Here is an 18870-nt window from a genome sequence, read left to right as displayed (position 1 = left end):
ACCCATGGCAGAGCTTGTCTACCGTCCGGTCATCGGTGCCGCGAAAACCCTGTTCAAGGCATGGGACCTGAAGATCGACTGCAAGGGGTCGGAGAACATCCCCCGCACCGGTGGCGCGGTGCTGGTCAGCAACCACATCAGCTATCTCGACTTCATCTTCGACGGCCTCGCGGCGCTGCCGCAGAAGCGTCTCGTGCGTTTCATGGCCAAGGAGTCGGTGTTCCGGCACAGGATCTCCGGTCCGCTGATGCGCGGGATGAAGCACATCCCCGTCGACCGCAAGCAGGGTGAGACGGCCTACCAGCACGCGCTCGACTCGCTGCGCTCCGGGGAGATCATCGGCGTCTTCCCCGAGGCGACGATCTCGCCGTCGTTCACGCTGAAGTCCTTCAAGTCGGGCGCCGCGCGCCTGGCGCAGGAGGCCGGCGTGCCGCTGATCCCGATGGCGCTGTGGGGCACCCAGCGTCTGTGGACCAAGGGCCAGCCGCGCAACTTCAAGCGCAGCCACATCCCGATCACGATCCGGGTCGGCGAGCCCATTGAGGCTCCGAAGGACCAGTTCGCGGGCGCGATCACCCGCCGCCTGCGCGAGCGCTGCCAGGAGCTCCTCGAGGCCGCGCAGCGCGCCTATCCCGTTCGCCCCAAGGGCCCGGACGACACGTGGTGGATGCCGGCGCACCTCGGCGGCACCGCGCCGACTCCCGCCGAGGTGAAGGCCGCCGAGGCGAGCTGAATCGATTACTCCGCGCGGTCGGACGGGCTCCCGGACGCCCGCTCCGGCGCGCGGACGGTGAGCTGCGCGCCGGGGCTGAACTTCGCGAGGAGTTCGGCCAGTTCCGCGCCCGCTTCCTCGACGCCGGAGTCCGGCCCCATCCCCTCCAGCAGGAAGATGGCGTTGACCGACTCCTCAGTGAGGCGGGTGCGCGGCCCCTGGCGCCAGTTCCAGCGGCGGCAGGTGACGCCCTCGTCGTCGCACCAGACGACCTCGCCCGCGTCCGGGTGCTCGACGGCCTGCTCCCCCGCGGCCATGGTGACGAAGTCCTCGGTCCCGTCGGCCCGCACCAGGCGCATGCCGCCCTTGATGTGGTCCAGGTCCTCGCCGCCGACCGGGATCAGGTGGGCGACGCTGATCGCGTTGTAGACGTCGACGAGGGTGTTGATCCGCGGCAGGCCGCCGTCGGCGAGGGCGCGCTTGGCCAGCGCCTCGGCGGAGTTGCGGGTGCGGGACGGCTTCGCGCCGAAGGCGGTGTAGGCCGCGCGCCAGGCCACCATGTGCGGGTCCTCGTGCGGGGCGCGGCCGTCGAGCCGCTCGGCGAGGCGGCGTGCGGCGTCGTCGAGGAGGGCCGAGGTCTCGTCGGTGCTCGGCCCGTTGACGAGCCCGTGGGCCTCGATGGCGACGTGGGTGAAGCCGGGCGCGATGGCGCGCACTTCGTCGGTCACGGTGATCTGGAAGGTCATCGTCTGCCTTGCGTTCAGAGTGTGTCGGGGAGGTGCTCCCACAGGTACGGCCGGTCCGGAGCGTCTCGCAGGGCGCGCAGGACCGCCGGGTGCGGTGCATCGCAGAGTACCGGATAGTCCATCTCACTGGACTCAACATCCACGGTGAAGGCCAGCCGCTCGCCATCGAGGGAGAACTGGGCGTCGACTCCGGGCTTGTTCCCCCGGGGGTCCTGCCGGTGCCAGGCCCCCCGGAAGCGGACGGCGACCAGACCGTGCAGGACGTACCCCGTACCCGCGTCGTGTGCCAGCCGCTGATAGCAGAGGGCGGTCGGGATGTCCTCGGCACGCAGCAGCGCGGCCAGGGCGTGGGACTTGGCGTGACAGATGCCGGTGCGCTGCTCGAGCACGTCGGAGGCGCGCCACGTCACGCGGAGACCGCCGCTGTCGGCGGAGTGCGGAATGGCGTCCCGCACGAATTCGTAGGCCGCGCGAGCGTATGCATATGAATCATCGACCTGCGCGGCGAGGCGCGCGGCCGTCTCGCGTACGAGCGGATGACAGTGGTCGATGACCTCGTCGGCGGCCAAATAGGCGGACAGGTCGGGGTTCTGCTGGATCAGCTGCATGCCACGGGAGCATAGAAATGCGACCGACCGCGAGTCAATGCTTTTACGGTCGATCGCATATCTATGCAGCCATGGAGACGATTCGGCTAGCGTGCCATCTCTTCCTTGAGGGCCGCGACGAAGCCGTCCACGTCCTCCTCGCGCGTGTCGAACGCGCACATCCAGCGGACGTCGCCCGCGGCCTCGTCCCAGAAGTAGAAGCGGTACTGCTTCTGCAGCCGCTCGCTCACGTCGTGCGGCAGCCGCGCGAAGACCGCGTTGGCCTGCACCGGGTAGAGGATCTCCACGCCGTGGACGGCGCGCACCCCCTCGGCCAGACGCTGCGCCATCTCGTTCGCGTGCCGGGCGTTGCGCAGCCAGAGGTCCTTGGCGAGCAGCGCCTCCAACTGCACCGACACGAAACGCATCTTGGAGGCGAGCTGCATGGACAGCTTGCGCAGGTGCTTCATGTGGCTGACGGCGTCCTGGTTGAGGACGACGACGGCCTCCCCGAAGAGCGCGCCGTTCTTCGTGCCGCCCAGGGACAGGATGTCCACGCCGACCGCGTTCGTGAACGTCCGCATGGGGACGTCGAGGGACGCGGCGGCGTTCGATATGCGCGAGCCGTCGAGGTGCACCTTCATGCCGAGCTGGTGCGCGTGGTCGCAGATGGCGCGGATCTCGTCGGGCGTGTAGAGCGTGCCCAGTTCGGTGTTCTGCGCGATGGAGACGACCTGCGGCATCGCCCGGTGCTCGTCGTCCCAGCCGAACGCCTGCTTGTCGATCAGCTCGGGCGTGAGCTTGCCGTCGGGCGTGGGCACCGTGAGCAGCTTCAGGCCGCCCATGCGCTCGGGGGCGCCGCCCTCGTCCACGTTGATGTGCGCGGACTCGGCGCAGATCACCGCGCCCCAGCGGTCGGTGATCGCCTGGAGCGCGACGACGTTGGCCCCGGTGCCGTTGAAGACCGGGAACGCCTCGGCCGTGGGGCCGAAGTGGCCGCGGATGACCTGCTGGAGGTTGGCCGTGTAGTCGTCCTCGCCGTACGCGATCTGGTGACCGCCGTTGGCGAGGGCGATGGCGGCGAGCACCTCCGGGTGGGCGCCCGCGTAGTTGTCGCTCGCGAACCCCCGTACGTCCGGGTCGTGGTGGCGGCGCGCGTCGGTCTTCGGAGGGTTCACGGGCTCTCTGTCACGGGTGTCGCGAGCGGTCACGGCTTCTCGGTCAGCCACAGGCGGGTTCCGTTCACTTCTCCGGCGGGCCGCTCCCAGACTCCGGCGATGGCCTCGGCCAGCTCCTTGACGTCCGTGAAGCCCGCGAACTTCGCGTTGGGCCGCTCCGCGCGCATCGCGTCGTGCACCAGCGCCTTGACCACCAGGATGGCAGCCGCCGATGTCGGGCCCTGCTCGCCCCCCGCCTTGCGGAAGGCGTCGCCGAGGGCCAGGGTCCAGGCCTCGGCGGCGGCCTTCGATGCGGAGTACGCCGCGTTGCCCGCCGTGGGCTTGGAGGCGCCGGCCGCGCTGATCAGGAGATAGCGACCGCGGTCGCTGCGCTGCAGGCCCTCCTGGAAGGCGAGCGTGGTGTGCTGCACGGTGCGGATCAGGAGCTGTTCGAGCAGGTCCCAGTCGGCGAGGTCGGTCTCGGCGAAGGTGGCGCTGCCGCGCCAGCCGCCCACGAGGTGGACCAGGCCGTCGATCCGCCCGAACTCCTTCTCGGTGCGGGCGGCCCACCCCTTGGTCGCTTCGAGGTCCAGGAGGTCGACCGTGTCGCCTATGACGGTGGCGCCGCCGTGCGCGTACCGGGCGGCGTCCACGGCCTCCGCGAGGCGTGCCGCGTCGGCGTCGGACGCCACGACCGTGGCACCGGCCTCGGCGAGCCGCAGCAGCGTGGCACGGCCTGCCGGACCGCCTGCCCCCGCGACCGCGATCACGGCTCCTTCGAGTGCGGACATGGTCCTCGCCTCCTTCGTGCGGTCGCTCATGCGGCGACCCGCTCGGCGCCGGCCGCGGTGATCCCCTTGGTGGAGGCGATCACGTGCTTGAGTTTCTTGGAGAGCGCCTCATAGAACATGCTGAGCGGAAACTCGTCAGGAAGCACGTCGTCGACGAGTTTCCTGGGCGGAAGCTGCACATCCAGGGCGTCGGGGCCCTTGGCCCAGCGCGATCCGGGGTGCGGGGCGAGGTACTGGGACACCAGGTCGTACGCGGCGAACCAGTGCACCAGCTTCGGGCGGTCGATGCCCGCGCGGTAGAGCTCCTCGATCTCGGCACACAGCTGGTTGGTGACCTGCGGCGCGCGCTCCCAGTCGATCTTGAGCTTGTTGTCGGTCCAGCGGACGACGTCGTGCTTGTGGAGGTACGTGAAGAGCAGCTGGCCGCCGAGCCCGTCGTAGTTCTTGACGCGGTCGCCCGTGACCGGGAAGCGGAACATCCGGTCGAAGAGGACGGCGTACTGCACGTCACGGGCCTGCGGGACGCCCTCGGCCTCCAGCTTCACGGCCTCCTTGAAGGCGGTGAGGTCGCAGCGCAGCTCCTCGAGGCCGTACATCCAGAACGGCTGGCGCTGCTTGATCATGAAGGGGTCGAAGGGCAGGTCGCCGTGGCTGTGGGTGCGGTCGTGGACCATGTCCCACAGGACGAACGCCTGCTGGCAGCGGTCCTGGTCGCCGATCATCTCGCGGATGTCGTCGGGCAGTTCGAGCCCGAGGATGTCCACGGAGGCCTCGGTGACGCGGCGGAAGCGGGCCGCCTCGCGGTCACAGAAGATGCCGCCCCAGCTGAAGCGCTCGGGAGCCTCGCGCACGGCGATGGTCTCCGGGAAGAGCACGGCCGAGTTCGTGTCGTACCCGGCGGTGAAGTCCTCGAACGTGATGCCGCAGAACAGCGGGTTGTCGTAGCGCGTGCGCTCCAGCTCGGCCAGCCACTCCGGCCAGACCATGCGCAGCACGACCGCCTCGAGATTGCGGTCCGGGTTGCCGTTCTGCGTGTACATGGGGAAGACCACGAGGTGCTGCAGGCCGTCCTCGCGGTGCGCCGCGGGCTGGAAGGCCAGCAGCGAGTCCAGGAAGTCCGGCACCTCGAAGCCGCCGTCGGCCCAGCGCCGCAGGTCCGCGCCGAGCGCCTGGTGGTACGCGGCGTCGTGCGGCAGGAGCGGGGCGAGCTGGTCGATCGCGGATATCACGCGGTCGACGGCGAGTTCGGCCACGGACTTCGCCGGGGCGCCCTCCGCGTCGAAGTCGATCGAGCCGTCCGCGGACTGCCACGGGCGGATCTCTTCCACGGCGTCCTTGAGCATCGGCCAAGCCGGGTGCTCCACGACCCTTCCCATGGGGGCACCCCCACTCACGGGAGGAACCGACCCTTCCGTAACCCTCTGCACAAGAATTTCCGTCACTTGTCAACCTCCACGGGAGAACCTCGCGTTAGAACACCGTATGCGTGCGAGGTTCTCCACCACAAGAGGGGGCTCGGGAAATTATCCTGTGGTACCCCCAACATCACCGCTGATTTTCCTGCCGGATACCGTTGAGGCGACTGCTTCTGCCACTTCCGCCACCGCGGCCCGCGCATCGTCCAGGAGCCGCGGGAAGCCCAGGAACCCGTGGAACATCCCCGGATGGTGCCCCCGCGTCACCGGAACCCCCGCCAGACGCAGTCTGACCGCGTACGCGGTGCCCTCGTCGCACAGCGGATCGCAGCCCGCCGTGACGATGTGCGCGGGCGGCAGAGCGGTGACGTCCGCGCCCAGCGGAGAGGCGTAGGGGTGGGTGGCGTCGCCGTCCGGGCCGATGTACTGCTCCCAGAACCAGCGCATGTGCGCGGCCGTGAGGAAGTAGCCGGTCGCGTTCGACGTATACGAGTCGCTGCCCTGCCCCGCGTCGAGCACCGGGTAGATCAGCACCTGGAGCGCCACAGCCGGCCCACCCCGGTCCCTTGCCATCAGGGCCGCCACGGTGGCGAGGCCGCCCCCGCTGCTGTCCCCTGCCGTCACCACGGCGCCGGGGTCGCCGCCGAGCGCGCCCGCCCGGGTCTCGGCCGCGGCCCAGCACAGAGCCGCGTACGCGTCCTCGGTGGCCGCGGGAAAGCGGTGCTCGGGGGCGAGACGGTAGGCGACGGAGACCACGACGGCCCCGGACTCCGCGCAGAGGGTGCGGGCCGTGGCGTCGTGGCTGTCGAGGCCGCAGAGGGTGTAGCCGCCGCCGTGGAAGAAGACGACGGTGGGGCGGGGGCCGCTCTCCCCCTCGGGGCGATAGATCCGTACGGCCAGGTCGGGGGCGCCGACGGGTCCGGGTACGGCCCGCTCCTCCACCCCGCCCACCGGCACCGCGGCCTGCCCCGCGGAGGGCGTCGCGGCGAGGATGCGGCGGGCCTCCGCCGCGTCGGTGACGGTGCCACCGAGGTCGGGAAAGGCGGCGCTCAACGCGTCGACGAGGGGCCGCGCGGCCGGGGCGAGGCGCTCGCCGTCCATGCCCGCCGCCCTCACTCCGCCTCCTGCGCGCGGAAATACGGGATGACCTTCTCGCCCCACTGCCGCAGGGTCTCCATGCACGCCTCCTGCGGGACGGTGCCCATCTGGATGAGGCACATGATCTCGTCGGCGCCCGCGTCGCGAAGCCGTTCCACGTACGCGATGGCGTCGTCGGCGGTCCCATAGGCGTGATCGGCGTTGAAGGTGGCCGTGGACGTGGGCCGTACCGGAATGTTGTGCTCGTGCAGCCGCGCGACGACCTGCTCGGCGGCCTCACGCATCGCGGCCGCCTCGTCGGCCCCTTCGACCACGGCCTCGTCGGGAATTCCGGCGCCGCCGTACCAGTGCCCGATGGACTGCGCGAAGAACCGCTGCCCGCGGATGCCGACGCGCTGGGCGGCCTCCCGGTCGTCGAGCACGATGGTCGGACAGAGCACGGAGAAGTGGTCGTTGACGACGCCGGACACGAAGCGCGCTTCGCTGCGGCCCGCGATCGCCGTGTCGTACGCCGCACGCATCTCGGCGATCGACTCGGGCCCCGCGAAGCCCATCACCAGTGCGCCGATGCCGAGTTCGGCGGCCTGCTTCAGGGTCTCGGTCCTGCTGCAGGCGAGGAAGAGCGGGGGGTGGGGGGTCTGGTGGGGCCGGGGCAGGATGGGGTGCGGATCGATGTCGAGCAAGGCGCCGTGATGCTCCAGCTCCTCGCTCGCCCAGGCCTTCCCGATGATCTGCAGCGCCTCTTCGACCTCCTGGGTCGTACGTTCCTTGTCGACGCCGCAGAGTGAGGTCTCCTGGAGCGTCCCGCCGCGCCCCGCCCCGAGGTCGAGCCGCCCGCCGGACAGCAGGTCGAGCATGGCGGCGCGTTCGGCGACGCGCGCCGGGTGGTTGAACCGGAACGGCATGCACACCACGCCGTGGCCGATGCGGATGGTGCTGGTGCGCGCGGCCACCCAGGTCAGGAAGATCTCCGGGGCGCTCATGTGGGCGTACCACTTCAGGGAGTGGTGCTCGACCGCCCAGATGCGGTCGAAGCCCATCTCCTCGGCGAAGACGGCCTGTTCGACGCTGTCGTGGATGAGTCGGTGCTCGCGCTCGACGGTGGGGTCGGCGAGCTGCGCTTCGAATATGACGGAGAACTTCACGTGCCCTCCAGGGAGTTGGGCCGCTGAGCCACTCAGCCGCTGCGGGGCGGGCGGCACTGTTTCGATTAGCCATATGACTAGTCGTCAGGTGCTGAAGTAGCAAGGGCTTCCGCGAAGGCTCTTCGGAGTCTCTTCACAACAGAGCCGGGGCCCGCACCATGAGGTGCGGGCCCCGGCTCGGGCGCTGAAATCGCCGCTGATGTCGCCTGTGATCAGAGGCCGAACTCCTGCGGGGAGAGGTTGAGCGCCGCGCACGCCTCGCGCAGGACCTGCTCCTCGGCCGGGGCGATGTACCCGTCCGCTCCGGCGACGACGAACCCGGTCTGCACGACCGCCTTGGCCTCCACCGGCTTCTTCGCCGCCTTGGCGATCTCCTGCATGACCTCGGTCCTGCCCTGCTGGAAGTTGAACGTCAGCTGGTCGACGTGCTTGTTGAACCGCTGCTGGAGCTGCTCGGGCGGGAAGTTCCTCAGGACGTCGTTCTGCAGGATCAGTGACTCGACGTGCTGCCGCTCGGCCGGGTCGACCGAGCCGTCGGCGGCGGCGACCAGCGCGCACATGGCCATGCTCGCGTCACGGTACGAACCGCTCTTGAGCTCCGTCTTGAGGGAAGCGAGCTGGGACTTGAGCACGCCCACGAGCTGCGCCTTCGACCCCCCTCCCGACCGTGACCCCGATCCCTGACCCGGCCGTCCCTGACCGCCGGAGCCGCGTGCCCCCTGCGACTGCTGCAGACCCTTGGCCTGGTCCTTGATCCGGTCCCACATCGCCATCCGTGCCACCTCGGCTACCTGTTAGCTCGTCCGCGCGCATTCCGCGCGTCCTCCTGCCAACGCCTCCCCGCCCCTCGAAGTTCCGTCGCCGACGGCGGCAGGAGAGGAACCGATCAGGAATGGAGAAGCACCGGAGGCCCTGCCGTACCTAGCGTGATGGGCATGGCAAACATCGCATCCGTCACCCTCGACGTGGCCGACCCCACGGCCGCCCACCGCTTCTACAGCACGGCCTTCGGCCTGGACTCGCAGATACGTCTGCGGGCCTCGGAGGAGCCCACCACCGGCTTCCGCGGCTTCACGCTGTCGCTCACGGTCTCCCAGCCCGCCGACGTCAACAGCCTCGTCGATTCCGCCCTCGACGCGGGCGCCACGTCCCTGAAGCCCGTCACGAAGTCGCTCTGGGGCTACGGCGGAGTCGTACGGGCCCCGGACGGGACGATCTGGAAGGTCGCGACCTCGGCGAAGAAGGACACCGGTCCCGCCACCCGGCGGATCGACCAGCTGGTGCTCCTGCTCGGAGTCGCGGACGTGACCGCGAGCAAGCGGTTCTACGTCGAACAGGGCCTCGCCGTGGCGAAGAGCTTCGGACGCGTGTACGTCGAGTTCGAGGGCGGGACGGGCCCCCTCAAACTGGCCCTCTACCGGCGTCGCGCCCTGGCCAAGGACGCCGGTGTCACGCCCGACGGCACCGGATCGCACCGCCTCATGATCGGCGGCGACGCCGGGCCCTTCACCGACCTGGACGGGTTCGCCTGGGAGGCCGCGGCTCCGGCATCCCTGTCCTGACTCGACGCGTAGACCACCGCGCCCCCGGAGAGAATCAGGGACACGTCCGATCCCGTCTGCCGGCAGGAGCCACCCATGTCCATTCGCCGGGCCATGCCCGATGTCCGGTCCGAAGCCATGGAGGAAAGCCGGGACTTCTACGGCCTTCTGGGGTTCGAGGAGGTCATGAACCTCGGCTGGGTCATGACGCTCGGCTCTCCCTCCAACCCCACGGCCCAAGTCACTTTCATGAGCCACGACAAGACGGCACCCGTCGTGCCCGACATGAGTGTCGAAGTGGACGACGTGGACGCGGTGCACGCGGCGGTGCTCAAGAGCGGCGCGGAGATCGTGCATCCCTTGCAGGACGAGGAGTGGGGGGTGCGGCGGTTCTTCGTACGTGATCCCAATGGCCGGGTCATCAATGTGGTGAGCCACCAGTGAGGTCATGAGCCATCGCTGATCCCACCTCGCCGTCACGCGTCGTCGTTCACGTGTCGTCGTTCACGCGTCCAGGCCTCCCCGCTTGACCAGCTGGCTCGCGATCACGTTGCGCTGGATCTCGTTGGTGCCTTCGCCGACGATCATCAGCGGGGCGTCGCGGAAGTAGCGCTCCACGTCGAACTCGGTGGAGTAGCCGTAACCACCGTGGATGCGCACCGCGTTGAGGGTGATCTGCATGGCCGTCTCGGAGGCGAAGAGCTTGGCCATGCCGGCCTCCATGTCCACGCGGCGGCCCGCGTCCGCCTCCCGGGCCGCGTACAGGGTGAGTTGGCGCGCGGCGGTCAGCGATGTGGCCATGTCGGCCAGGTAGTTGCCGATCGACTGGTGCTTCCAGATCGGTTCGCCGAAGGTCTCGCGCTCCTGGGCATAGGCGAGGGAGTCCTCGAAGGCGGCCCGGCCGACCCCCAGTGCGCGCGCCGCGACCTGCAGCCTTCCGGTCTCCAGACCCTTCATCATCTGCGCGAAGCCCTTGCCCTCGACCCCGCCGAGCACGGCGTCGGACGGCGCCCGGTAGTCGTCGAACGACAGCTCGCAGCTCTCCACACCCTTGTAGCCGAGCTTGGGCAGATCACGCGAGACGGTCAGGCCGGGGCCGTGCTCGACGAGCAGGATCGAGATGCCCCGGTGGGCGGGGCTCGCGTCCGGGTCGGTCTTGCACAGCAGGGCGATGAGCCCGGAGCGGCGGGAGTTGGTGATCCAGGTCTTCGACCCGTTGACGACGTACCCGCCTGGGTCCGTGTCCTTGTCCCCGCTCTTCCCCTTGCGGGCGGAAGTCCGTATGGCCTGGAGGTCGGAGCCGCCGCCCGGCTCGGTGAGCGCCATGGTCGCCCGGATCTCGCCGGTGGCCATCTTCGGCAAGTACCGGCGCTTCTGGTCCTCCGTACCGAAGTGGAGCAGCAGCTTCGCGACCACGGTGTGGCCGCCCATCGCACCGGCCAGGCTCATCCAGCCGCGGGCGAGCTCCTCGGTGACGAGGACGTAGCAGGACGTGGAGACCGGTGTGCCGCCGAATTCCTCGGGGACGGCGAGGCCGAAGACGCCTAGGCGCTTCATCCGCTCGATCAGGGCCTCGGGGTAGGTGTCGGATTGCTCCAACTCGTGGACGACCGGCTTCACTTCGTTGTCGACGAAGTCCCGCACCGTGCTGACGACGAGCTGCTCGTCCTCGGGGAGGATGTCCGGAGTGCTCATGCTGTGACGCTCCTCGGCGGCTCTCGAAGTGCCTCTGCAAGTGCGTCCGTGGCCGCTCACGACAAAGGCAAGGAGCGTCCGCACTCCTTGCCTTTCTCAACTTATAGCTGATGGGGGGCCTTGCGGCAAGGCCCGGGTGCTGCCGCAGAATCATCGGCCTGAGCCGGAATCCAGCGAAATGAGAACGATGATTGACGTGATCGTGGTCGGCGGCGGACCGACCGGTTTGATGCTGGCGAGCGAGCTTCGGCTGCACGGTGTGCACACCGTCGTCCTGGAGAAGGCGGCCGAGCCCACCGCGCAGTCGCGCGGGCAGGGCCTGCACGCGCGCAGCGTCGAGGTGATGGCCCAGCGCGGGCTCCTGGACCGGTTCCTCGCGGTCAACGAGAAGTTCCAGGCCGGCGGCCTGTTCGGCGGCATCGTGAAGCCGTGGCCGGACAAGCTGGACACGGCCCACCCGTACGGGATCGCCACCCCGCAGCCGGTCACCGAGCGGCTGCTGTACGAGCGCGCGGTCGAACTCGGCACCGACTTCCGGCGCGGCTGCGAAGTGGTCGGGCTGAGCCAGGACGAGGACGGGGTGACCGTCACGCTGACGGACGGCACACACCTGCGCTCGCGTTACGCGGTCGGGTGCGACGGCGGTCGCAGTGCCGTGCGCAAACTGCTCGGCGTCGAGTTCCCGGGCGAGGCCGCCAAGGTCGAGACCCTCCTCGGCGAGATGGAGGCGACCGAGGACCCCGCGACGATCGCCGCCGCCGTCGAGGAAGTCCGCAAGACGCAACTGCGGTTCGGCATCAGCCCGGGCGAGGGCGGGACGTACCGCGTCGTCGTCCCCGCCGACGGGGTGGCCGAGGACCGTGCAACCGAGCCGACCCTCGACGACTTCAAGCGGCAGTTGCGGGCTCATGCGGGCACCGACTTCGGTATGCACTCGCCGCGCTGGCTCTCCCGGTTCGGCGACGCCACCCGGCAGGCCGAGCGCTACCGGGTCGGCCGGGTGCTGCTGGCGGGCGACGCGGCGCACATCCACCCGCCGACCGGCGGACAGGGGCTCAACCTCGGCGTGCAGGACGCGTTCAACCTCGGCTGGAAGCTGGCCGCGGCGGTCGCCGGCTGGGCGCCGGAAGGGCTCCTCGACAGCTACCACGACGAACGGCACCCGGTGGGCGCCCGTGTCCTCGACAACACCCGCGCACAGATCACGATGCTCGGGACCGATCCGGGTGCGACGGCGCTGCGGGAGCTGTTCGCCAAGCTCATGGACTTCGAGGAGGTGAACCGGTACGTGACCGGGATGATCACCGCGGTCGACGTCCGCTACGACTTCGGCGAGGGCCACGAACTGCTCGGCAGGCGGCTGCGGGACGTGGAGTTGAAGCAGGGGCGTCTCTACGAGCTGATGCACGACGGCCGGGGGCTGCTGCTCGACCGGACCGGGAAGCTCTCGGTCGCCGGGTGGGCCGACCGGGTCGATCACGTCGTCGACGTCAGCGAGGAGCTGGACGTGCCCGCCGTGCTCCTGCGGCCCGACGGCCACGTGGCGTGGATCGGTGAGGACCAGGAGGATCTGCTGGGCCGGCTGCCGACGTGGTTCGGCGCACCGGGCCACGACACTGCGGCCAACAGCACGCCACCGTCGGCGACATGAGCGGTTGAGCCTCCCGGACCTCAGCCGACCTGCATGTGGAACTGCACGAGGCGTTGCTGGACGAGGTTCACCGTGCCGCGCTGACGGCCCGGCACGCGGCGCCGCAACGCGACCAGGGCCGGGCCGAGTTCGCGGACGGTGTCCGGGTCGCGGACCTGCTCCCACTGGTGGTGGGCCAGGTCCGCGGCGGCCTCGACATCGGGGGCGTCGGGGGCCTGGCCCGCCGTGATCCGGGCGGAGACCACGGCCAGCCAGATCTCGCAGCTGCGTCCCGGGTCCTTGGCGAAGATCGCCAGGTGTCCGCGGACCTCCATCCAGTGCACCACCTCGGGCGACGAGGGCCCGTACGTACGCAGTGCCTCCTGCTCCCAGGCCGCCGCCATGGCCGCGGCCTCCCCGTGCCGCCCCTCCTCCACGGCCTTGGTGATCGCCGCATGCGGGTCCGCGCCGTCCGTCCGCGGCGCCGTCGAGGGGGGCGCGACGGAGGCGGGAGCCTGCTGCTGGGCGGGCACCGGCGCCTGCCGGGTGGCGGGCTCCGGTGTCCCGTTGCGGGTGGCTCCGGGGCCGCCGCCGGGGAAGGGCGCCACGGCCGGTCCTGTGGAAAGCAGCATGTTGTCGGCGCCGCCCTCCTCCACCGTCTGGGCCGCGACGTGCTGGTGCAGGTCAGGGAGCGGCGGCCGGTGCCCGCTCCGCAGGACCGTCGCGAGCGCCTTCATGTACGAGGGTGCGGCGACGGCACGCCGGCCGGGCGCCGGAGCGATCCGCCCGTACAGCGCCACGCCCGGCCCCACGTCCAGGGGGCGCTGCGCGAGCTGCTGCCAGCTGTCCGTGTCCGCGTGCAGGTCGGCGATGACGGTCGTGCTGCCCGGCGGGCGCAGCCGCAGCTCCTGGGCGATCCAGTGCCAGGGGAAGCCGGTGTAGCGCACCGTCGCCGCCGTGGTCCGCGCCAGCGCCACATGCTGCAGCCGCTGACGGCGGTCGAGATGCAGTTGCCCGACCAGATACACCGTCAACGGCCCCGGCGCAAGCGCGGCCGCACGCAGCCGCGTGAGCACGGTCTGCGGATCGAGCGGGTCCGCGAGCTCCACGACACTCGCGGTCGCGGTCCCGGCGAGCACCGCCGGCGACACCGCCGCGAGTACGGGCAGCACGGAGGCCGCATCCACCATTCGGGCCTTGCCGACCGGCGCCGCCGCAATCAGCAGCGCGGTCCCAGGCACCGTCCCCTCCCCAACAGTCACCAGAGCACCGTATCCGCTGCTCACCTCGGGGGCGGCAGCGGCGGCCCCCCTTTCACCCCGACCGCCCGCTCAACAGCACGGTTCTCACGGTCCGGTGCCTTCAACATCCTCACAAGTGCCCCATGGGGCGGCGGGTGTGGGGCCGCGGGGGTGTCGGACCGTGGAGGACGGGTACGCGGGGTGTGGTCAGGGCAGTGGTCGGTGCAGCCGGAGCCCGCGGCCGCCGCCGGGTTCAGCGGCGGCGGCCGCGACGCTCCCGGGGGCAGGCTCCCCCTGGTACCCCAGGAGCGGGTGTCCGCACCGGTCGGCGGCAGGGATCCGCGGGAGTGGTCCCCTGACGCGACAGCCGGCGGGACGGGCCGGTGTCCATGCGTCCGCTGCGAGGAAGTACGGACCCGGCAGCCTTGGTCTTGGTCGCCGGCATGCCTGCCGCGCGGCGACGCAGCACGAGCCGCGCGGTCGGGCCGACCGGGGGCTGGGGAGGGCCTCGGCGTCAGGGTAGAACGAACGGGCGGAAGCGGACAATGCCTTCCGGCCTCCTGGGGGCCGCCGCTGCATGGGCTGAGGATGACCGATTACTTTCCGAGTGGACCGCGGTCAGTACCTCCGTACCCGTGAAGATGAGCAGCGACGAGCAGCACACGACCAGGAGATATTCAGATGCGTACATTGATCAGCACCGCTTTCGTCTCGCTCGACGGTGTCGTGGAGGCTCCGGGCGGAGAGCCCGGTTACCGGAACTCCGGCTGGACCTTCAAGGACGTGGAGTTCCTCCCGGAGGCTTTCGAGATCAAGGGCCGGGAGCAGCAGGAGGCCGCGGCGATGCTGCTCGGCCGGGTCAGCTACGAGGCGTTCAGCCCCGTCTGGCCGGGCATGGAGGACTTCGCCGACTACAAGGACATGCCGAAGTACGTCGTCTCCACCAGCCTCACCGAGGGCGACCTGGTGTCGGGCTGGGGAGAGACCACGATCCTGCGCTCCCTGGACGACGTGGCCGCCCTGAAGAAGACCGAGGGCGGCCCGATCATCATGCACGGCAGCGCCACCCTGAACCGGAACCTCTCCGACGCCGGTCTCATCGACCGCTACCACCTGCTCGTCTTCCCCTTGCTGCTCGGCGCGGGCAAGCGCCTGTTCAGCGACACGGACAAGGACGCCCAGAAGCTGCGGCTCGTCGAGCACGAGGCCTACGCCAACGGCCTGCAGAAGAACGTCTTCGACGTCGTCCGCTGAGGCGAGGCCGCGCGGGGCGGACCGCGCGGACCGGCCACGCCACCGGTCGTTGCCGTCGCTAGCCGCCCCGTACGACGCAGTCCTCCGGCTGCGGCTTTCCGGTGGGCCAGGCCAGGGCCACGTAGTCCAGCGTGCCCGGCCCCGCCTTGGTGCCGGGTTTGAGGGCCACGACGGCGAGCGGCTTGTCGTACGGGTTGCCCGCCTTGGTGAGGCAGATGCGGCCGCTCGTGCCGTTCACGCGGTTCTTGGACTGCATCGTGGCCCAGCGGTTGCCCACCTGCTCGGCGGAGGGGACCGCCTCTCCGGTGGGCTTCGCACCCCGGATCGCCTCGACCGCGGTGTGCACCCCGTCGTGGACCATCATGGTGCGGGAGTCGCCCAGTTCCACGTCGCCGATGTCGCGGCCCGCCGATTCCAGCGCGGTGATCGTGGCATCGAGCCGGTTCAGCTCGGCCAGCGGATCACGCAGTGAGCCGGGGGCCTTCGACGCGGGCGGCCTCTTGCCGGTCCCGTCCTCCTCGTCGTCCTGCCAGCGCCGAATCTCGGTGCGCCAGGAGTCGGGGTGGGCCGGTGCGGCGTACTGCACGGTCATGCGCGGTTTGCCGGAGCTGTCACGGAGATCGGCCCAGTCCTCGTCCGTCATACGGTTGTTCAGCGAGGCCGCGTCCGAGCCGGACACCACGGTGAACTTCCGGTTCTCGCAGGCCTCTTGGGCCAGGCGCTTCAGGAAAAGACGCAGGTGCGTGGAGCGGCCCGCGAAGTAGACGGTGTCCGCGCCCGAGTTGCAGATCGTGTTGACCGTCGGCCTGAACTGGTTGTCGACGTCGCCCGGGTCGGCCACGCCGGGGGACGTGAAGGTCATGTCGTCGGGACCCGGCGGGCCGTCCTCCGGGAGCCCCTGGAAGGCGCGCGCGAGGGAGCGGACGTACGGGTCGGGGCGGGTGTCGCGGACCAGGACGGTCCGGCGGTCCTTGCGGCTGCCGTTGAAGGCGGCGAGCGCCCGGGCCTGTTCCTCGTTGGTGGGGATGATGCGGGCGAGACCCTTGAAGTCGTACGTCCCGTCCTTGCTCTCCTCGTTGGCCAGGGAACTCGCCGAGGCCCGCGCCACGAGCACCGGCACCTGCTGCCGGGTGAGGCTGCGCACCGCGTCCCTGGTGGCGTCCAGGGAGAGGTTGAAGCCGGTCACCGCGCGCAGGTTGTCGCTCCCGGAGCGTGCCATCCGCACCAGGTCCGGCACGACCTCGTCCTGTCGGAGGTAGTCCTTGCCGGGGTTGGCGAGCACCAGCCGTATCACCGGCTTCCCCGGCTCCCGGTTGGCCCGGTACTGCGCCAGGAAGGCGCCCTGCAGCTCGCTGCGCAGCTGCCGCCGCTCTGCCTTGGAGTCCGGCTGCAGCGGGAGCATCATCGCCACGGTGACGTGCGGCCGTTTGTCGACGCGGCGGTTCTCCTCGGCGATGCGGGCCGCGACCGGTGCGATCAGGGGCTCCCCGAAGTCATAACCGGAGCCGTTGACGCCGATGCACTCGCCGCCGGACTCGGTGACGCCCTCGGCGCAGTTGTCCGCCTCGTCGGTCAGCTTCGAGACGAGGCCGTACGCCCCGACGGCGAGGGCGGCCGCCACGGCACAGGTGATGATCTTCTTCAGGAGCGTGTTCCACAGGTGCTCGTGCAGCCAGTCGGCGGTGGTCCGGAACATCAGCTCAGCTCCCCTCTCCGATGTGGGCCGTGCAGGAACAGGACTGCAGGGGCTGCCGGTTGCGGGCCCTGCGGTCCCACACACCGGCCCGTGCGGCGAGCACCGGCGCGGCACCGGCATACTCCCGGGCGAGCTCCCGCAGCAGCTGCGCCATGCGGTCCGCGGCGGCGATGTCCGGCGGGCGGGTGCGCTCCTCGCAGAGCCACACGGCGTGCAGCAGCTCGTCCAGTTGGCGTTCGAGCCTGGTGCCGTCGACCCGGGCCACCGTCATCCGGGCGTGCCGCTCGTCGTGGCCGCCGGGTGCGGGGGCCTGGGCGAGCGCGAGGAGTTGGTCGCACCACTCCTCGGCGCCCGCTCCGTCCGCCGGGAACCGGGCGGCGAGGTGGTGCACGGCGCGCTCGGGGCCGTTGGCGACCAGGTCGTGGTTGAGGCCGTGGGCCGCGGTGGTGCCGAAGGCACGGTCGGGCGCCTCGGCCCTGCTGCGGTAGTGCGTGTGCAAGAGGCTGTGGTTGCGGCGCCATTCGGCACCCGCTTCGGGCGGTCCGTGCAGCCTGCTCATCAGGAGCTGCCGGAGGCCGAAGTCACCGATGAAGTGCCGCTCGCAGGGGAGCCAGCCGCTCTCCAGGAGATACCGCCCCACATCGTCCGCGCTGAGCCCGCCGGCCAGCTGTTCCAGCTCGGGGCTGCGCAGCAGGGCGCGGGCGCAGTCGCCGGTGTGCGCGACCGAGAGCTGCGTCAGCAGGTCGAGCCAGCGGTCGGTGTGCTCGACGGGCAGCCGCTCGGGCAGCTGCCTCAGCACCAACTCGGCCAGCAGGACGTCCCGTACGGCGCGGGACTCCCCGTCGAGGCCCGCGGGCTGGTCGAGGAGCTCCCGGTCGTTGTCCAGCTCCGGCAGCTCCCCGGCCGCCTCGACCAGCCGCTGCACCGTCCGGGGACGGTGGCCCGAGAGGCGGTGCACCGCGCTCTGCGCCCGGCGCAGCCGCGCCGCTTCCGGGGCGCCGCCGGTGTGCTGCTGCAGCTCCTTGTGGATGTGTTCCGTGGTGAGCAGCGGCATCCGCAGGAGCAGCACGCCCTGCCCCAGTCGGCCGCGGGCGGGGAGCCGTTGCCAGCCGGGCGGCTCTTCCTGGTCCGGCCGGTAGTCGGCGGGGTCCTCGGTGCGTGGCTCGTCGGCCAGGAACAGCGGCTCCGCCATCCGCTCGCTCGCCACGACCACCGTGCGCTCGCGGTGGCCGTCGGCCCGGTCGCCGAGCGCGGCCGCCAGGAGTACGCGGCCGACGGGCCAGTTGGCGTGCTGCAGCAGTACGGCGGGGCGGCCGACGCGGGTGAGTGCGGCGCCGATTCCGGTGTAGGCGGCGTCCAGGTCCTCGCGCAGGGCGCGGAAGAGGAAGCCCTCCGCGAACCTCCTTTCCTCACCGCCCTGTTGGAAGTCGTGGGCGAGCAGCCGCAGTCCGGTCCCGGCGCTTCCGGCGGCGCCGGGATAGTCGCCGTAGGTGGCGCGCACCGGTTCGGCGCCGGTGCGCGCCAGCTTCTCCAGGAACTCCGTCAGCGCGGCGCCCACGAGCGGAGCCGCCGCGGGGGCGACGACCCCGGCGAGCGCGGACAGATAACCGGTCAGCACATTGCGGACGAACCGGCCGAGCCCCTTCTTCGTCTGCAACAGCGCGCGGTAGCGCTCCAGTTCCTGTTCCAGTTCGCGCCGCCGCAGCCGCGCGCCCGCCGCCACCGCCGCCATCCCGGCGAAGAAGCGGGGGGTGGGGAGCGCTCCCCCCGGGCCCTCCCATTCACTCATCCGCAGGGCGACGTCGTACATCGCTTCCGTCGCCTCCGAGCGGCAGGAGGGGCGCCGGGCGGCCTCTTCCGCGAACCGCGCGTCCGCACAGTCCACGTGCGCCACCGGCACCTTGGGCCCCAGCCGGTCCCGCAGCAGTTCAAGGAGCCGCTGCTTGCCCATGCCCGGCCCGCCGGTGAGCAGCACGACGGGCAGGTCGGGCCCGTACAGCAGCTTCTCGTCGCGTCCTCTGGCGTTCCGGCCCAGCAGCCTGGGAAAGAAGCCTTCGTCGTCGATGAGCCCCTCGAAGCCCAGTTCCCGGCCCATCCGGCTTACCCCCGTGCCGTGCGTGGCCGCTGTGCGGCGAGTGGTCAATGTCGCACGGAGCGTACTG

The 18870-nt window shown here is 70.8% G+C and carries 17 protein-coding genes; 5 read left to right on the top strand and 12 right to left on the bottom strand.

The window, feature by feature from the left end; genetic code table 11:
- Positions 1-4: 4 nt before the first annotated feature.
- Positions 5-733, top strand: coding sequence for a lysophospholipid acyltransferase family protein (locus tag OG302_RS36115; RefSeq protein WP_371530615.1), 729 nt, complete (start codon positions 5-7; stop codon positions 731-733).
- Positions 734-738: 5 nt separating this feature from the next.
- Here OG302_RS36115 and OG302_RS36110 read toward each other — a convergent pair whose 3' ends face one another.
- The 8 genes from OG302_RS36110 to OG302_RS36075 all read right to left on the bottom strand — a co-directional run bounded on the left by OG302_RS36110 (position 739) and on the right by OG302_RS36075 (position 8424).
- Positions 739-1458 carry a B3/4 domain-containing protein gene (locus OG302_RS36110; RefSeq protein WP_371530614.1) on the bottom strand — a complete coding sequence of 240 codons (720 nt, stop codon included), beginning with the start codon at positions 1456-1458 and terminating at the stop codon, positions 739-741.
- A gap of 14 nt (positions 1459-1472) precedes the next feature.
- On the bottom strand, positions 1473-2066 hold the full coding sequence (locus OG302_RS36105; RefSeq protein WP_371530613.1) for a transglutaminase family protein: 594 nt from the start codon (positions 2064-2066) through the stop codon (positions 1473-1475).
- Between the two features lie 86 nt (positions 2067-2152).
- Entirely contained in the window at positions 2153-3223 is a 1071-nt protein-coding gene (locus tag OG302_RS36100) for a low specificity L-threonine aldolase (protein ID WP_371530612.1), read from the bottom strand.
- 29 nt (positions 3224-3252) lie between these two features.
- Positions 3253-4023 carry an SDR family NAD(P)-dependent oxidoreductase gene (locus OG302_RS36095; RefSeq protein WP_371530611.1) on the bottom strand — a complete coding sequence of 257 codons (771 nt, stop codon included), beginning with the start codon at positions 4021-4023 and terminating at the stop codon, positions 3253-3255.
- Complete coding sequence (locus tag OG302_RS36090) at positions 4020-5435, bottom strand: DUF6421 family protein (RefSeq protein ID WP_371530610.1); 1416 nt, start codon at positions 5433-5435, stop codon at positions 4020-4022. The genes OG302_RS36095 and OG302_RS36090 overlap by 4 nt, the downstream gene beginning before the upstream one ends.
- Positions 5436-5516: 81 nt before the next feature.
- Positions 5517-6509, bottom strand: coding sequence for an alpha/beta hydrolase (locus tag OG302_RS36085; RefSeq protein WP_371530609.1), 993 nt, complete (start codon positions 6507-6509; stop codon positions 5517-5519).
- 11 nt (positions 6510-6520) lie between these two features.
- Positions 6521-7651, bottom strand: a complete 1131-nt coding sequence (locus OG302_RS36080; protein WP_371530608.1) for an LLM class flavin-dependent oxidoreductase — start codon at positions 7649-7651, stop codon at positions 6521-6523.
- Between the two features lie 212 nt (positions 7652-7863).
- Positions 7864-8424, bottom strand: coding sequence for a tellurite resistance TerB family protein (locus OG302_RS36075; protein WP_371530607.1), 561 nt, complete (start codon positions 8422-8424; stop codon positions 7864-7866).
- A gap of 162 nt (positions 8425-8586) precedes the next feature.
- Here OG302_RS36075 and OG302_RS36070 point away from each other — a divergent pair, with 162 nt between their 5' ends.
- Both OG302_RS36070 and OG302_RS36065 read left to right on the top strand, forming a co-directional pair.
- Positions 8587-9213 carry a glyoxalase gene (locus OG302_RS36070; protein ID WP_371530606.1) on the top strand — a complete coding sequence of 209 codons (627 nt, stop codon included), beginning with the start codon at positions 8587-8589 and terminating at the stop codon, positions 9211-9213.
- Positions 9214-9288: 75 nt separating this feature from the next.
- Positions 9289-9636: a VOC family protein gene (locus OG302_RS36065; protein WP_371530605.1), complete on the top strand. Its 348-nt coding sequence runs from the start codon at positions 9289-9291 to the stop codon at positions 9634-9636.
- Between the two features lie 60 nt (positions 9637-9696).
- Here the strand turns inward: OG302_RS36065 and OG302_RS36060 are convergent, their stop codons facing one another.
- Positions 9697-10887 (bottom strand): acyl-CoA dehydrogenase family protein, encoded by a 1191-nt coding sequence (locus OG302_RS36060; protein ID WP_371530604.1) that lies wholly within the window; start codon positions 10885-10887, stop codon positions 9697-9699.
- A 187-nt stretch (positions 10888-11074) separates the two neighbouring features.
- Here OG302_RS36060 and rox point away from each other — a divergent pair, with 187 nt between their 5' ends.
- Positions 11075-12538, top strand: a complete 1464-nt coding sequence (gene rox / locus OG302_RS36055; RefSeq protein WP_371530603.1) for a rifampin monooxygenase — start codon at positions 11075-11077, stop codon at positions 12536-12538.
- 20 nt (positions 12539-12558) lie between these two features.
- Here rox and OG302_RS36050 read toward each other — a convergent pair whose 3' ends face one another.
- Complete coding sequence (locus OG302_RS36050; RefSeq protein ID WP_371750339.1) at positions 12559-13758, bottom strand: hypothetical protein; 1200 nt, start codon at positions 13756-13758, stop codon at positions 12559-12561.
- Positions 13759-14439: 681 nt separating this feature from the next.
- Here OG302_RS36050 and OG302_RS36045 point away from each other — a divergent pair.
- The gene (locus OG302_RS36045; RefSeq protein WP_371530602.1) at positions 14440-15012 is read left to right on the top strand and encodes a dihydrofolate reductase family protein; all 573 of its coding nucleotides are present in this window, start codon (positions 14440-14442) and stop codon (positions 15010-15012) included.
- 58 nt (positions 15013-15070) lie between these two features.
- Here OG302_RS36045 and OG302_RS36040 read toward each other — a convergent pair whose 3' ends face one another.
- Positions 15071-16708 carry an ABC transporter substrate-binding protein gene (locus OG302_RS36040; RefSeq protein WP_371530601.1) on the bottom strand — a complete coding sequence of 546 codons (1638 nt, stop codon included), beginning with the start codon at positions 16706-16708 and terminating at the stop codon, positions 15071-15073.
- Between the two features lie 4 nt (positions 16709-16712).
- On the bottom strand, positions 16713-18803 hold the full coding sequence (locus OG302_RS36035) for a hypothetical protein (protein ID WP_371530600.1): 2091 nt from the start codon (positions 18801-18803) through the stop codon (positions 16713-16715).
- Positions 18804-18870 lie beyond the last annotated feature (67 nt).

Source organism: Streptomyces sp. NBC_01283 (assembly GCF_041435335.1).
In the GTDB taxonomy this organism is placed as follows: domain Bacteria; phylum Actinomycetota; class Actinomycetes; order Streptomycetales; family Streptomycetaceae; genus Streptomyces.
The sequence above is the reverse complement of the archived record's forward strand: the minus strand, read 5'-3'. Positions and strand labels throughout refer to the sequence as shown.